The sequence below is a fragment of the Sporosarcina sp. SAFN-015 genome, from assembly GCF_051966875.1.
Taxonomy (GTDB): Bacteria; Bacillota; Bacilli; order Bacillales_A; family Planococcaceae; genus Sporosarcina.
Genome location: NZ_JBQCKP010000004.1, coordinates 342,966 through 359,108 on the forward strand (window position 1 = coordinate 342,966; position 16,143 = coordinate 359,108).

13 protein-coding genes are annotated in these 16,143 nt (G+C 46.1%); all 13 read right to left on the reverse strand.

Annotated features, from left to right (window positions below):
* Positions 1 to 501: 501 nt before the first annotated feature.
* The 13 genes from ACTHPA_RS09750 to nagZ all read right to left on the reverse strand — a co-directional run bounded on the left by ACTHPA_RS09750 (position 502) and on the right by nagZ (position 16,134).
* Positions 502 to 2,241, reverse strand: coding sequence for an AAA family ATPase (locus ACTHPA_RS09750; protein WP_440499999.1), 1,740 nt, complete (start codon positions 2,239 to 2,241; stop codon positions 502 to 504).
* A gap of 616 nt (positions 2,242 to 2,857) precedes the next feature.
* Complete coding sequence (locus ACTHPA_RS09755; RefSeq protein ID WP_440500000.1) at positions 2,858 to 3,955, reverse strand: ABC transporter ATP-binding protein; 1,098 nt, start codon at positions 3,953 to 3,955, stop codon at positions 2,858 to 2,860.
* Positions 3,956 to 3,988: 33 nt separating this feature from the next.
* Entirely contained in the window at positions 3,989 to 4,714 is a 726-nt protein-coding gene (gene nagB / locus ACTHPA_RS09760) for a glucosamine-6-phosphate deaminase (RefSeq protein ID WP_440500001.1), read from the reverse strand.
* The gene (gene nagA / locus ACTHPA_RS09765) at positions 4,707 to 5,864 is read right to left on the reverse strand and encodes an N-acetylglucosamine-6-phosphate deacetylase (RefSeq protein ID WP_440500002.1); all 1,158 of its coding nucleotides are present in this window, start codon (positions 5,862 to 5,864) and stop codon (positions 4,707 to 4,709) included. Before nagA ends, nagB begins: the two co-directional genes overlap by 8 nt.
* A gap of 17 nt (positions 5,865 to 5,881) precedes the next feature.
* Entirely contained in the window at positions 5,882 to 6,754 is an 873-nt protein-coding gene (locus ACTHPA_RS09770) for a MurR/RpiR family transcriptional regulator (protein ID WP_440500100.1), read from the reverse strand.
* Between the two features lie 25 nt (positions 6,755 to 6,779).
* Entirely contained in the window at positions 6,780 to 7,724 is a 945-nt protein-coding gene (locus tag ACTHPA_RS09775; RefSeq protein WP_440500003.1) for a GNAT family N-acetyltransferase, read from the reverse strand.
* Positions 7,725 to 7,729: 5 nt separating this feature from the next.
* The gene (murQ, locus tag ACTHPA_RS09780) at positions 7,730 to 8,644 is read right to left on the reverse strand and encodes an N-acetylmuramic acid 6-phosphate etherase (protein WP_440500004.1); all 915 of its coding nucleotides are present in this window, start codon (positions 8,642 to 8,644) and stop codon (positions 7,730 to 7,732) included.
* 11 nt (positions 8,645 to 8,655) lie between these two features.
* Complete coding sequence (locus ACTHPA_RS09785; RefSeq protein ID WP_440500005.1) at positions 8,656 to 9,825, reverse strand: exo-beta-N-acetylmuramidase NamZ family protein; 1,170 nt, start codon at positions 9,823 to 9,825, stop codon at positions 8,656 to 8,658.
* Positions 9,822 to 10,793, reverse strand: a complete 972-nt coding sequence (locus ACTHPA_RS09790) for a carbohydrate ABC transporter permease (RefSeq protein ID WP_440500006.1) — start codon at positions 10,791 to 10,793, stop codon at positions 9,822 to 9,824. Before ACTHPA_RS09790 ends, ACTHPA_RS09785 begins: the two co-directional genes overlap by 4 nt.
* A 14-nt stretch (positions 10,794 to 10,807) precedes the next feature.
* Positions 10,808 to 11,761, reverse strand: coding sequence for a carbohydrate ABC transporter permease (locus tag ACTHPA_RS09795; protein ID WP_440500007.1), 954 nt, complete (start codon positions 11,759 to 11,761; stop codon positions 10,808 to 10,810).
* A gap of 60 nt (positions 11,762 to 11,821) precedes the next feature.
* Positions 11,822 to 13,147 carry an extracellular solute-binding protein gene (locus ACTHPA_RS09800; protein WP_440500008.1) on the reverse strand — a complete coding sequence of 442 codons (1,326 nt, stop codon included), beginning with the start codon at positions 13,145 to 13,147 and terminating at the stop codon, positions 11,822 to 11,824.
* 154 nt (positions 13,148 to 13,301) lie between these two features.
* Entirely contained in the window at positions 13,302 to 14,456 is a 1,155-nt protein-coding gene (locus ACTHPA_RS09805; protein WP_440500101.1) for an anhydro-N-acetylmuramic acid kinase, read from the reverse strand.
* Positions 14,457 to 14,571: 115 nt separating this feature from the next.
* A complete protein-coding gene (gene nagZ / locus ACTHPA_RS09810) occupies positions 14,572 to 16,134 on the reverse strand; it encodes a beta-N-acetylhexosaminidase (RefSeq protein WP_440500010.1) in 1,563 nt (520 codons plus the stop codon).
* Positions 16,135 to 16,143: the final 9 nt, after the last annotated feature.

The window sequence follows — 16,143 nt, forward strand, 5'->3', positions numbered from 1 at the left end:
TCCCTTCATCTTTGAAAATATGGTGAACTGCGTGGAGATTGACCGCAAACCGCTCCCTTCCCATAAAAGTTTAGTAGACTAATAGACTGCACACCTATCGTATCATTGCATCTATAGTGAGACCATGCGACTTTTTGTAATATTTCGCTATTATTACATCAAACTTTCGACATATTTTTCACGGATGGATTTGTGAGATTAGGCGCAATGGCAATGGGATTGTTAGTTGCGTTGCGTGGGGCGTTGATTGTGTTGGGGACTGAGTTTGATTGTGTTGCGCGAGTTTGATTGCGTTGTGAGCCGCGTTGATTGTGTTGTGAGCTACGTTGATTGCGTTGCAGGCCATGTTGATTGTGTTGCTCGAGTTTGATTGTGTTGCGTGGGGCGTTGGTTGTGTTGCGCGAGTTTGAATGCGTTGTGAGCCGCGTTGATTTCGTTGCGAGTAGTCCTATTTTTGTAACCAAAAAACTCCTTAGCCCAATCGGACTAAGGAGTTTTCAATTATACGGTAAAAAGCTCTTTCGCTTCTTCTACACCTTTGCCATCAACAATTTCCTGGACTTCAGAGCCATCCAATGTCTCTTTTTGGAATAAGACATTGACCAATTCCTCAAACTGCGCAGCATTTTCCTGGATAAGCGTTTCAGTTTTTTGCAATGCTTCACCGAAGAGAGCTTGCATTTTCAATTCCTTTTCACCTTTATTGAACGTCAGCATGAACCCTTCTTGAAGCAAGCCCGTGTCTACCATCCGCTCAATAATATCCTTCGCCTGCTGTACATCGCCACTTACGCCGATGCTATGCTCTCCGAGGTAAAGCCGCTCCGCAACGCCCCCCGCTAGAATCATGCTCACTTGATCGAGCAGCTCGCTTGCTGTCTGCAAATGCAGCTCCTTCTGAATCGGAGCCACATAGCCAAGCGCTTGTCCACGCGGAATAATTGTCGCTTTCCGGACAGAACCCGGCTTTGTTAGCGCTGCGATTAACGCATGGCCCGCTTCATGGATCGCGACTCTTCTTTTCGTATCAGGATCGTTCAACGTTCGCGACGTGCTGCCAAGAATCGTCCTATCGATTGCGAAATCGAGGTCGCCTTTACCAATCTCATCACGGCCGTCACGGATTGCCCGTTTGCTCGCTGTTTCAAATAAAGAACTTAACTCCGCGCCGGAGAAACCTGACGTGCTCTCAGCCAATACATCCAATGATGCATACACTTCTTGAGCTAACAGTCGGCCTTTCGTATGGATGTCGATAATTTCACGACGGCCATGCGTGTCCGGTAGCGGTACATTGAATGTATAATCGATACGACCGGGACGAAGGAACGCTTCATCTAGCATGTCTTTACGGTTCGTCGCCGCGATGAACAAGATCCCATCATTATCGTTGCCGCCATCCAACTGTACAAGCAGCTCCGTCAATGTCTTTTCGGACTCTTCACCGCCATGCTCTTTCCGTTTGCCTGCTAACGCGTCAACTTCATCGATAAAAATTACGGCCGGACGATTTTTACGGGCATTTTGGAATAATGTGCGCACGCGAGAAGCGCCGACCCCGACAAACAGCTCCGTGAATGCAGATCCGCTGGAAGAGTAGAAAGTAGCACCGATTTCACGGGCGATTGCTTGGGCAAGCAATGTTTTTCCAGTCCCCGGAGGCCCATACAGAAGAATCCCTTTTGGCGCTTGAATACCGACTTGTGTTGCACGTTTCGGATCTTTGATGATCGAAAGCGTCTGGTGAATCTCTTCCTTCATCTCTTCCGGAAGCCCACCGATATCGTTCAGCGTAATATTAGGAAGTGGTGTCGCCTTCGAAGCTCCGTTCTTCATCGAAGAAACGCCGACCCCGAGCTTCCCTTTCTTGTGTAGAATAACCAATGTCAAAAAAGCTGCTAAGATTAAACCACCGATAATCAAACCATTATATTGGCTTGCATCGGCAAATGTATATGAAAGATTATATTTTTCAACTAATTGTTCTGCAAGTTGGCTTTGTGGACGGACTTGTGTTACATACAGTCCATCATTCGTTTCCAGATGCAAACTGCCATCAGCCTTTTCCTTCAAGGACAACGGCTTTCCTTCTTGAGCCTGAATCGTCTTCTCAAATTCAGAAAACGACACATTCATTCCTTTATTTGCACCCGAGACATACCATCCGACACTTGCTGCAATTCCAATGACCAAAACGACAAGGACGACAATCTTCGTTGCAAATTTTGAATTCGGCTTCAAGCCATCCCCAACTCCCTTAAGAAAGATATTTTTATTATATAGGAAATAGAGTCATGTAAACAACAAGAATGATGTAGAATTAGTGACAATACTATTGCGATAACTGGCTTGCTTGCAGGTTATATCCGTAACCATCAATTTATCCCATTATAAAAATATACTATTTTTCCAGCTAAAGATATTTCCCCCAATCAATTATTTAATGAAATTCTTAATTTATAAAACAAGTAGAAATTCGTCGGAAAAAGCATATTTCCCGGGGAATATGTCTAACTTCCATGCTCATTTTCACACAATGCTTGTCTTTTACTTGAATGTATGTTATAGTTAATTAGTTAACGCCATAGTAACTTTTAATTTGACATGGCATTCTACGTACTGTTTTTGAGGACACTTATTCACACTGGCGCGGCTAAAGGGTCGCAAGGACGCAAGAGAAGGTAGGGCTTGCGTTGCTTAAGGATAGAAGACATCCAGTGGAAAATGACCGCGGCATTGATCATTTTCAATAGAATCCGGATCACGGATCTTTAGATGGACATAAACTTCAACAATAAAAGTTACTATACAAAATAAGGGTTGCTTCTCAACATGAGAGCAACCCTTTTCCAATTTATTAATATATGCGTTCTTCTGTTTCCGCATCGAAGAAATGTGCTTTTTCCATGTCGAATGCGAGCGGAATCGTGTCCGATGGACGGATCGATGTGTCGGAATCGATTCTTGCGATGAAATCATGTCCATTCAACGCTGCGTATAAATACGTCTCAGCACCCATCAGTTCCGCCACTTCGATTGTCGCTTGGAAAGTGGCCTTTCCATTCAATTCGATGTCAGACGCTTTCGTATAAATATCTTCCGGACGGACGCCGAGGATTAATTCCTTCCCTGCATACCCGTTCTCTTGCAGCATTTTGCGTTTCCCTTCCGGAATGAATACCTTTGTGTCCCCGATCGCGACGCCTTCCTCCGTCATTGTCCCTTTGAAAAAGTTCATTGCCGGTGAACCGATGAAACCTCCGACAAATACATTTCTCGGGCAATCATATACTTCTTTCGGCGTTCCAACTTGTTGGATATATCCGTCTTTCATGACGACGAGTCGGGTTGCCATCGTCATCGCTTCTGTCTGGTCATGCGTTACGTAAATCGTTGTCGTTTGTAGGCGTCTATGCAGCTTTTGGATTTCGGCACGCATTTGCACCCTCAGCTTTGCATCCAAATTGGAAAGCGGTTCATCCATGAGAAAAATTTTCGCATCCCTAACGATTGCCCGCCCAAGTGCTACCCGTTGACGCTGTCCTCCAGACAATGCTTTCGGCTTCCGGTCCAAATACTCCTCCAACCCTAGTATTTTAGCGGCCTCTTGGACCTTCTCGTCAATCTCCTTCTTCTTCACTTTCCGAAGCTTCAAACTGAACGCCATATTTTCGTAGACGGTCATATGCGGGTATAGCGCATAGTTTTGAAAAACCATCGCGATATCCCGATTTTTCGGGGCTACGTCATTCATCCGCTTGCCGTCGATTTCAAAATCGCCATCCGTTATATCTTCCAAACCGGCAATCATTCGTAGCGTCGTAGATTTTCCACAGCCAGAAGGACCGACAAATACGATGAATTCCTTATCTTCTATATGTAAATTGAAGTCTTTGACGGCAATGACACCTTTGTCATATTCCTTCGTCAAATTTGTCAACTTCAGTTCAGCCATGCTTTATCCCCCCTAAATATTTTCGCGGACCGCTCACTTCCCATACAAAACCGTGACATTCGAATGTCTATGTAAACAGCTCGCTGGAAAGTCCTTTGAAACGTTTCCACTTCTCAACCTCTCGATCGCTTCCGTTTTTTCCTCTCCAAATGCTAGGAGGATAATCTTTTTTGCCTCGAGGATTGTTTGGATGCCCATCGTGATTGCTTGCCTCGGGAATTCTTCAGCGGAAGGAAAATACTTTGCATTCCTCGCACGAGTCGATTCCGCCAGCTTGACGATATGTGTCCGTGAATGAAATGGTGTGCCCGGTTCATTAAAACCAATATGACCATTCACCCCGATACCTAGCAATTGTATGTCGATTCCTCCACTTTCACGAATTACTCTTTCATACCGTACACATTCCTCATTCAAATTGGCTGCTTCTCCATCCGGCAAATGCCGATGAATTGCTGGCAAATCAACTTTCGTAAATAAATGCTCCTCCATATAACTGTAAAAGCTCGTCGGATGGGAAAATTCTAGTCCAGTATACTCGTCCAAATTGAATGTTTGCACGTTCGCAAAGGAAATCCGTCCTTGTACATACCGATCCACGAGATTTCGATAAAAGCCGATAGGACTAGCACCTGTGGCAAGACCGAGAACACTATCCGGTTTCTTGTTCACTTGCTGTTCAAACAGCTCCGCGGCAAGACGACTCATTTCGTCATAGTCAGCTACTTCAACCCAATTGAACTCGTAAACCTCATTCACAGGAATGGCTCACCTTCCCTCTGCAAATGGTCGCATGAACTTGAAAATTGGTATCCAGAAGGACAAGATCTGCGTCTTTTCCCTCCTCAATGCTTCCTTTTCGGTCAAACACTCCTAACCGTTTGGCTGCATTGGATGAGGACATTTTTATCAGCTCGGACAGATTCGCCCCTATTTGCCGCATCATTTGAACGGCTCCATACATCTTTAAAACACTACCAGCCAATGTACCATTCGCTAATGTCGCTTTCGTACCGACTACTTCCACATTCTGGCGCGCCAATGTATACAATCCATCCGGCAAGCCTTTCGCCCTCATTGAATCGGTAATGAGGATAATCCGTTCCGGCCCGATTTTTTTATACAGGAGGCGTAGCATGTCCTTCGACAAATGGATTCCATCCGCAATCACTTCACAGTAGAGCTGCTCCAGCAAAAAACCTGCGCCAACCGTGCCGATTTCCCGATGATGCAAGCCAGTCATCGCATTGCCGAAATGGGTAAGATGCGATAGACCATGATCGACTGCCTGAGCAATATCTTCGAATGCAGCTTTCGTATGGCCTGCGGAAACGATAATGCCACGATCTGCAAGTCGCCTCGTCATATGTAAATCCTCGTCACATTCCGGGGCGAGCGTCACGACTTTCAAATGAGCTAGACGTTCACCGAACCATCTTTCTAGAAGTGCAAAAGAAGGTTTCTGGATAAATTCAATCGGCTGTGCCCCTGCTTGTTCCGGGTGAATGAAAGGCCCTTCCAAATGAAATCCGAGCATTTCAGCACCTGTTTCATTCTGCGACAGAAATCTATTCCCGGTATCGACTGCTTTTGCGATATCATCCGCCGATTGCGTCAACGTTGTCGCAAGAAATGAAGTTGTCCCCTCCATCGGCAAAGCGTTTGCGATCTTTTCAAATTGTTCCACTGCTCCATCCATGAAATCAGCGCCAACCGCTCCATGTATGTGGATATCAATGAATCCAGGGAGTACAAGACAACCTTGACCGTCCATCCTTTTTCCAGCGAAGTCATTAATTGCTATGTTTGAAACAGTTGCAATTTTCCCGTCAACCACAACAATTTCGCCTTTCATGACGTTGCCATTCGGCATTGCAATCCGGACATTATGAATGAGCAATGACGTCAAAGCTGTCACCCCCCGAATTATTTTTTCCGTTTCTTGAACGAGTCGTTCCGAATATCATCGATCGCTTCACGCGTCGCATCCAAATAAGTGATTGTCGTTTCAAATTGTTTCGAGGCAACCGACATAAACAAGATATCCATAACATGCAGCTGGGCTAGCCTCGACGACGTAGCACCGCTTCGCAAATTCGCTTCCTTTGCAGGTGATGTATGCAGTTGAATATCTGAAATCCGTGAAATAGGCGTCTGGCCGAATTTTGTCAAACTGATCGTCGTTGCCCCATTTATTTGCGCAAGCTCAAGAATCTTTCCAACTTCAAACGTTGCTCCCGAGAATGAGATGCCAACAACAACATCGTTCTCATCGACATTCGCCATAATCGTTGCCCCCATATGCAAATCTGTGCTGACAGTGGAGGCTTTATGGATCCGCAAAAACTTCTGTTGCGCATCGATTGCAGCAATTCCTGAGGCACCTACGCCGAAAAAGTGAATATTTTTCGCTTTAACAATCGCGTCGACAGCATATTCCAATTGTTTATGGTCAAGCAATTCCGCTGTTTCCAGTAATGTATGGATGGCATGCTCCGTCACCTTCTGGATCGTCGTAGCAACTGGTTCATTCGGCTGGATGTCCCTCGTCGTAATTTCCAGCTTCCGTCCAAGATCTCCGTTAATGCGTAATTTCAATTCCTGAAAACCTTTCAATTGCAGTGATTTGCATAGCCTCGTGACAGCAGCACCACTCGTTTGGCTCACTTCGCCTAATTCCGAAACGGTCATCGTCACAATATCTTGCGGGTTCGCTAAAATATAGTCGGCTATTTTCTGTTCCGAAGGAGGGAGCAAATGCCTCATTTCTTTTAGCAGCACTAAACCGCCGCTCGCTATAGCCATATACATCCCTCCATTTTCTTCAATCTACTTCCTTCACCATGACATGGAATGTCCGGTATGTGGTAAATCCATTTTTCAAATATAAATGTCCTGCTGAGCTCTTTTCACTCGTCCAAAGGAACCAAGCACCTTGGACCGTCCTTTGCTTCATTGAGTGCAACGCTTCTTGCAATAAAACCTTTCCAAGCCCTTTTCCTTGCTCGCTGTCATCGACTCCAAATGGACCAAAACGTTCCCGGATCCCTTCGTAGCCGCCATACATCGCAAATCCTACGATTCTTCCCTCTTTTTTCGCAACAAGAATTTGAGATGGGTCGATCCCTTGCAATAAACCTTCGCGGATCGCCCGACCCCAATCCGGGTTGAATACGGTATTCGCGAAGTGTATAACGGCTGGCATATCGCCGTCCCGGACTGTTTCAAACGTATATCCTTCCTGCTCACGCTCCAATTTTACCACCTTCACCGCGTCAGGATAAACATAATCCGTCAACGCTCTATGCATGGCGACCGGTGAATAGGCGCGCTTAAACCCTTCCTTTAGCAAGAAATTGAAACCGGATGGATAGGCAAACTCATCAATCCCCGGAAGAAAGTAATTCGGAGCGTAAGAAGAGAAGAATACTTTCTTCGCTCCTTGCCCGCGAATATAATCAATCGCCTTCTCCATAAGCCCGCGGCCGATTCCGTTTCTCTCGAAGTCCGGATGCACCATGAAAAAGGTGATCCACCCCGTATCGGGCTCAAGTTCGGTACCAATCATCGGCAACTTTCGCGTAATAGCCAATATCGCTCCGACAATCCGTCCTCCATCAACCGCGACAATCATACCTTTTGGGTCGAAGTTTGCATCGAGAAGCACTTGTGTCCTAAATCGTTTTTCATTAATTGGATCATGGATCAACACGTCATTCCATAGACCGACAATCCCTATTTCATCTCCGCTTAGAAACGTACGATACATAACGTTTACCCTTCTTCCATACTTGCGAGTTTAACAGCTTTTCCTACGAATCCATCCGCTGAAATGATCAAATCTTGAGCTTTTTCTTTATCGACTTGCGCAAGAATCATGACGATTGCAAGCTTAACATTGTAGCCGGTCTCTTCCAATACAGACTCAGCTCTGTCTTCATCCATTTCGGTAATCGTGCAAACCATTTTTTTCGCACGTTCTCGCAATTTGAAATTGCTTGCATTTACATCGACCATCAGGTTTTGATACACCTTGCCTGTCTTCACCATCGCAGTCGTCGAAATCATATTTAAAATGAGCTTATGGGAAGTGGCGGCACGCAATCGAGTCGACCCTGTCAATATTTCCGGACCGGTAATGACTTCGATCGGTATATCCGCGTAGCTGCTAATGAGCGAATTTTCATTGTTTGAAAGGCTGACAGTTGTTGCGCCGCATGACTTTGCGTGATTAAGCGCCCCTTTCACATAAGGCGTCCTTCCGCTTGCAGCGATACCGATAATGACATCCTTACTGTTCACTTGAAGATCTTCGACGTCCTTCGCTCCAAGTGTTTCATCATCTTCAGCCCCTTCGACAGCCTGATACATCGCCCCTTCTCCCCCTGCCAATACGGCCTTTACGAGATCGGGGGAAGTTCCAAATGTCGGAGGGCATTCCACTGCATCCATGACGCCGACTCTGCCGCTAGTTCCTGCACCTATATAGAGAAGCCTGCCACCGTTTTTAAAAGCTTCCACCACTTTTTCAACTGTCTTTTCAATTTCCGGGATCACTTGCCGAACAGCTAGGGCAACGGTCTGATCCTCATCATTCATTGTTCTCAATATGTCCCCGATTGACATTTCATCCAACCGCATTGTCTTCGGATTGGATCCTTCAGTCGTCAGAAGTGATAATTTTTCCATCGTCCGCCTTCCTATCTGTATCGTAAGTAACGTTCTCTCATTTTCATGAATTTCTCCGAATCCCGGCTGCACTGCTGCAAATACGGATATATATTCCCTTCCAATAGCCCACGGCGCATTAAATCATTCCCTGCAAGCAAATCAATCATCGGATGCCGCAATTTGCCATACTCCAAAAACTCTAGTTTTCCGGCATACATCTCTGCTACAACTGCAAGAATTTTAACGACTGACTCCACTGGTTTGAACGTCTGGCGATCCGTTATATGCAGTTGAATCCCCTCGCACAGCTGTCCATTGTACTTTTGATAAGTCGGCGTGAAGGCAATTGCGCGTGCGCGGATCCCTTCCAAACGTAAAGCATTTACATTATCCTGCAACTCCTCTCCGTCAATGAAAGGAGCGCCCATAATTTCAAACGGCTGTGTCGTCCCACGCCCTTCGGATAGATTCGTCCCTTCTAGTAAACATGTCCCCGGATATAGGAGCATCATATCGAGCGATGTCGTATTCGGAGAAGGCGGAATCCAAGGCAGGCCATTATCCGTTTGGAATGAACGCCTATTCCAGCCTTCCATCCAAACCACTTCCAATTCGCATCCGATGTGGAACTGTTCGTTGAAATAGGCAGCAAGCTCGCCGACAGTTAGACCATGCCTATTCGGGATTGGATATAGTCCGACAAAAGACGTGTAATCCGGATCGATGAAATTTCCTTCGACAATCTCTCCACCAATCGGATTCGGCCGATCGAGGACAATCATTCTCTTCCCCATTCGAGCACATGCTTCCATCATATACGCCATCGTGTAAATATACGTATAATATCTTGCACCGATGTCTTGGATATCGAAGACGACGATGTCGACTTTCTCCATCATTGCATCCGTCGGTTTTTTCGACTGTCCGTACAGACTAAATATCGGAATGCCCGTTGAACGATGGGTGGCGTCGTTGAACTTCTCGCCTTCCTTCACATTCGTCAACAAGCCGTGCTCAGGCGCGAACAGAATCTCCAACTGCAGCTCTGGATGTTCATGGAATAGCCGGATTGTAGAGACAAGCTCTCCATTAGCACCTGTTTGATTCGTCAATAAACCGATTCTTTTCCCTTGCAGATCCGACAAATCCCTCTCAAAAAATACGTCAACCCCCAACTTTACTTGAAAGTGCCCCGTCATTCTTTCACGCCGCCAAGTGTCAAGCCTTTGACGAAATAACGTTGGAATAAAATGAAGACGATAATCATCGGAATTGCAGCAACTGCAGCACCGCTCATTAGCAATTTAAAACTTGCCAAGTTTGCGTCCTGCAATGTTTTCAAACCTACAGGCAATGTGTAAAGTTCCGCAGTGTTCAGCACGATGATCGGCCATAGGAATGAATTCCAGACGTTCATGAACGTGAAGATGCCAAGCGCGGCAAGTCCCGGTCTTGCGAGTGGCAGGACGACTGTCCAAAATGTCCGCCATTCACTTGCACCGTCCATTCTGGCAGCCTCCAACAATTCATCCGGAATGGAATACATGAACTGCCTCATGAGGAAGACACCGAATACCATGGATAGATCAGGAAGGATCAAAGCCCAATGCGTATCCATCAAACCAAGATTCCCTACCATAATGAATAGAGGAACGAGCGTTACTTGACCAGGAATCATCATTGTCGAAATAATAATCCAGAAGATCAAATTCCGTCCGGGGAACCTCTTCTTCGCCAACACATAGCCTGCCATTGAGTCGATAAGCAAGATGCCTATCGTGACGACGACCGCAATGTAAATACTATTGAAAAACCATTTTCCCACGTCATGCTTTTTGAACAATGTCTTAAAGCTGCCGAACGAATTCGAAACGATATGGTCCATCATATCTCGGTGATATGCTTCTTCTTCAGCATCCCCGGCTTTAGCCGCTTCCCTCGCCTCGCCCCAATGCTTGAAATAAAGCGGTATTCCCATTGGATACATTTTCGGCGGATTGGAGTCGACGTATGAAACTGGACGATCCATATCTTGGGATTGATAGCTGCTCAGCTGAAGGGAAGTCGAGAACACCCAATACAACGGAAGCAATGAAACAATCGCAAAAACAGTAAGCAATCCGAATATAATTAGTTTATTTAAACGATCGAGCGGTTTTTTCTTCATTTCCTATCCCCCAATCACTCATCATGGCGAAGCACCCGGAATTGGATGACAGAAAAGATGAGGATAATGACAAATAATACGACTGATTGAGCCCCTGCCAAACCGAATTCGAAATCTCGGAAGCCCGTTTTATAAATGAGGTGGACGAGCGTTTCTGTCGCGCTCCCCGGTCCTCCCCCGGTCATCATGATAATTTGCGTAAACACTTGGAATGAACCGATCGTGCTCAATAGCACTAAATATAATGTAGTCGGTTTTAATAAAGGAATCGTTATATGGATCCACTGCTTGAATCGGCTTGCGCCATCTATCCGTGCAGCTTCATATAACGATTGGGAAATCGATCCCATCGATGCTAAATACATGATAATCCCGACACCGAACGGAATGAGACATTGCATGATGATCAACGCCCATAATGCCGTACTCGACTGTCCAAGCCAGTTGACGGGACCGACCCCGAACCAGCCTAACACATAGTTGAAAAGTCCGAAATCGTAATTGTACATCCAGCGCCACACCATCGCGATGATGACCATCGAGGTGACCGTCGGTAAATAGAAGGCAGACCTGAATAAACTTTGGGACACTTTCCCCAATTCAAAAATGAGCGTGGATAGCACAAGTGCGCTTATGACGCCGAACGGGACCGTCACTACCGTAAAGAGCAATGTGTTTTTCAATGCAATACGGAATGCATCGCTCTCAAACACTTTTATGTAGTTCTCTAATCCGACAAATTCACTGCCGAAGATTTTATATTTCTGAAAGGATAAAATGAACGCCCACACAACGGGGATTGCAACGAAAAGCGTGAAAAGAATAAGCTTTGGCAGCAGGAAGAGGTACGCGCTATAGTTCCGCTTCATCTCATAAAGTACTTTCTTAGGACTCTTATTCGATTTTCCGATAACTTTCAGTTTTTCTTTATTCTTTTTCGGCACTGCACCCATAGGCATCTGAGTCATCTATGACACCCCCCTAAAAGTGAAGCAGGCGTACGCGATGCATAGCCTGCTTTCTTTTTATTACTCCAATATTTTGTCTACTGCTTTTTTAGCATCTGCCATCGCTTGCTCGGCAGTTTTTTCACCATTGAACACGAGTTGCAATTCGCTTTGAATTGCTTCATCAATTTTTTTCCATTCCGGATGACGTGGAAGCATAATAACTTGATCGGACATTTCCATCGCACGTGTCATTTCCGGATTGTCTTTGAACGGATCCATTTCAGCAGCACTAATGCGCGCTGGGAAGATACCGTAATTTTGTGCCATATGATATTGCTCATCAGCTGTAGAGATAAATTTCATGAAATCTGCAACTGCTGCTTTCTTGTTCACATCTTCCTGATGCATCATGACCCATCCGCCGACGCCGCCAATTGTTGCAGCATCTTTATCTCCTGCCGGATATTCAGCAACCATGAAGTTCGTCGGGTATGCGCCTTGTGCGGCACCGATCGCCCATGTTGCCCATGGCTCCATTGCGACTGTACGCTGCTCTTCATTCGCCCACGCTTGGAATGTGCCGCCAACATCATTTCCACCATGCGTCTCCGGAGCAACTTTATGCTTCAACTTCAAATCAGCCAAATCTTGAATCGCCTTTACCGCCTCCGGAGAATCGAATGTGAACTCCGTCATGTCTTCGTTAAGCGGCGATCCGCCATTTTTATAGAAGAACGGCCATGCTTCATAGTAGCCAGGCATGATGTACGTCGAGAATCCGTATACATCCGTCTTGCCATCGCCATCACGGTCAAATGTCAATTTTTCGGCAGCTTGTAAAAACTCTTCATACGTCCACTTTCCATCTTTCGGCGGCTCAACGCCTGCCTCTTCGAATAGGTCTAAGTTCAATAGCATCGTATGCAACGTAATACTGTTTGGAATTCCGTATAGCTTTCCATCATACGTATATGCTTCAAGCGCATTGTCGTAGAAGTCCGCTTTTGCATCTTTATCGAAATATGGATCTAGCGATTCGATGACGCCTTGCTCGATATGATCGATGCTTACCGCGCTGCCGCTAATATCGACTGGTGCGATATCCGGCCAAGCTTTACCCGCGATTGCGACGCCGAGCTTATCTCCCATTTCCGCCCATGGCACTTGAACTAAATCGATTTCAATTCCTTCATTCGCTTCTTCGTATTCTTTAATCTTATCTTCTAGCCAATGAAACTTATTATCGTCCGCATCCGGCCATCTTGGTCCATCCCAAATGGTGATCTTTCCTTTAAATTCTTCAGCATTTCCCGCTTCTTCCTTGTCCCCGCAAGCTGCAAGCATCGTCGCTGCAAACCCTAGCGTTAAGGCCGCAAGAGCGGATTTCTTCCATACTTTCTTCATTTCTTGACCCCCTAATAATTTTCTCATGAATTCCCCGTCTAGCTCCGGGGGGCAGCTGTTCGGGTCGCTTCGATCTTGAAGATAAAGGCAAAAAGCGCCTTTATTTCAAGCTCTCCAGTGCCTGTCACAGCTAAACGCCCCCCTCCGCTTTTGATTATCCCCAAGCGATTTTTCCCATAATTGTCGCTTTCTCCGCGCCCGTCGCTGCTGGCAATGAATTTGGCATTTTATTAATGCCTAAATAGCCAAGCAAGGCAAAGACGAACGCTTCCTTCGCATCTGCGTGAATTCCAAGATCAGCTGTCGTCGCGAATTTTACATCATCAGGTAGGAGTGTCTTCAGAAACCCCATTAATGTCTGATTATGCACACCACCTCCGCTGACAATCACTTCTTTCACATCATGCGTTTCTATATATCTTTGAATCTCTGTAGCTATTGTACTTGCCGTCAACATCGTCGCAGTGGCGATTTTATTAGCGGACGAATGACCACGCTCATCCCCATCCGCCCAAAACTTTTCAACGAAAGTAAATCCGAATAATTCCCTTCCCGTGCTTTTCGGCGCCGGTGCTGCAAAATATTCATGGCTCGTCAGTCGATCTATCCATTCATCATCGACAGTGCCGCCTGCAGCTAACAATCCGTCTTTATCGAAGGAGCGCTGCCCGCTTGTTGCCTTTACGGCACAAGCATCGATCACCATATTTCCAGGACCAGTATCATAGGCTATAATCGGCTGCTCCGACCCACGCCGCGGCAACACTGTCATATTGGCAATCCCCCCGATATTCAGAAGGACACGCCCGATCAGCTCCGATTGGAATAAAACTTGGTCCGCAAACGGTACTAGCGGAGCACCTTGCCCGCCCGCAGCCATATCACGTGTCCTGAAGTCCCCGATGACTGTTTTGCCTGTACGTTCCGCTAGCACGGCAATATCCCCAATTTGCATCGTATTTGGACGGGCGTACGTTCGTTTCTGTTCAACCGCCGGCTCATGCCAAATTGTCTGACCATGGGAACTGATGAGATCGATTGTCTCCAAACCGATTCCCGCTTGCTGTAAAGCTTCCGTAAGCGACTCTGCATATCGTTCCCCTAAATACATATTCATCGAGGATACTAGATGCAAAGGCGCTGCAGGGTCCATTAACTTATGCAGCTCCTGCTTAAGTCCACCGTCATATGGCATCGTTACGAAATGAAGCAAGTCATGCTGGAGTTTCCCTTCTTCAAACGAGAAATCGACAATTGCAATATCAAGGCCATCCAAAGAAGTTCCCGACATTAATCCACAAACGCGCATTGGTTTCACGGGCATGTTCCTTTCCAAAATCTCTCATTGAAAACGCTTACTGTCATTTTAGCGTTTCTGAAATTAAATATCAATACTAATTTATTTTTCTAAAAAGAATTTTCAATCATTCAATAGTGACTGGTAATCTACCATTGATCGTTGTTGTTCCTGCTAAATGTGAAGCTACGACTTCAAACGCCGATTGTGTGAATTCATATGTGCAAATGACACGATTCGCCTTCGGAAAATATGACGCATCATATGGCGACCGCACGGCAATAACATCAACGGGTTTTCCACTCTCCAATAATTCATTGACGAGCCGCCTCTGGTTTTCATGCTTATCGGCATTCAACGTCAGGAAGACAATATGATCGTACTCTCCCGCGAGCTCCTTCATATCGATATCACTTGAACTTTCTCCGTCAATTTCCATTGACACAACGTTCCCATGAACCTTTTTCAACTGCTCCGCCATCGTCAACGTCGCATACCGTTTATCTTCTACCATCATTGCGTATTCATTTTTCGGATGGACAAGCAGCACACGGTCCTCCGCCGCAATCGGAATACCTGGACCTTTCACTTCCGTTATGCCTTGCTTGTAAATTTCCTCCATATCATCATGATGCTTAGCGGAGCCGACAAAATCGGCAACCGTTTTATTCGCTTCAATCTCTTCCCATGACGTATATTTCCGAGTAACTTTCTCGATTCTTTCAATAGACTCTTCAATCCGCAGTTCGGATATCCTTCCGCTTTCGACAGCTTCCGCCAACCGGATGACTGCCTGCTCCTGTAAATCATGCAAATGGGATACCATGACAAAGTCTACACCCGCCTCGACCGCCTGCACGCATCCTTCCACTGTACCGATTCTTTTTGCAATCGCGTCCATTTCCATGCAATCCGTCGTAATGACACCGTCGAACCCGAGTTCTTCCCGAAGGAGTCCTGTAATGACAGAATGTGATAACGTCGCCGGGACATTCTCCTTTTTTTCGAGCGCCGGGAAATAAACATGTGCACTCATAACCGCATCAGCGCCGGCCGCCATGCATTCTTTGAACGGGACTAGCTCGACAGCGTGCAACCTTTCAAGATCATGGTCGATCACCGGCAAATCAAGATGGGAATCGACACTCGTATCTCCATGGCCCGGAAAGTGCTTTAACGTCGTCATGACCTCTGCCTCCTGCATTCCGAGCATCGAATGTTTCGCCATTTCTGCTACGTTCGCAGTGTCCTCTCCGAAAGAACGGACACCGATGACCGGATTTTTCGGGTTATTGTTAATATCAACAACAGGCGCCAAATTCCAGTTAATGCCGAGCGCTTTTAATTCTTTTCCTGTCATAAAACCAGCTTTTCTTGCGTTTGCCGGATCATATGTCGCTCCAAGAAGCATTGCGCCAGGAATGATTGTCGTCCCTTCCCCCAATCTCCTGACGACTCCGTTTTCCTGATCGATGCAAATGAGCAAAGGCGTTTCATATCCAGCCTTTTTCGCTTCCGCTTGGAGGCTGTTCGTCAACGCAAGAATTTCTTCAGGCGTGCCTATATTCCTCCCGAATAGGATGATTCCTCCAATATGATATGTGTGAATCAAATGTTTAATTTCCTCCGATATCGTAATGCCTTTGAATCCGGCAATTAGCAATCGGCCGACTTTCTTTTGTAAATTCATGCTGTTTCC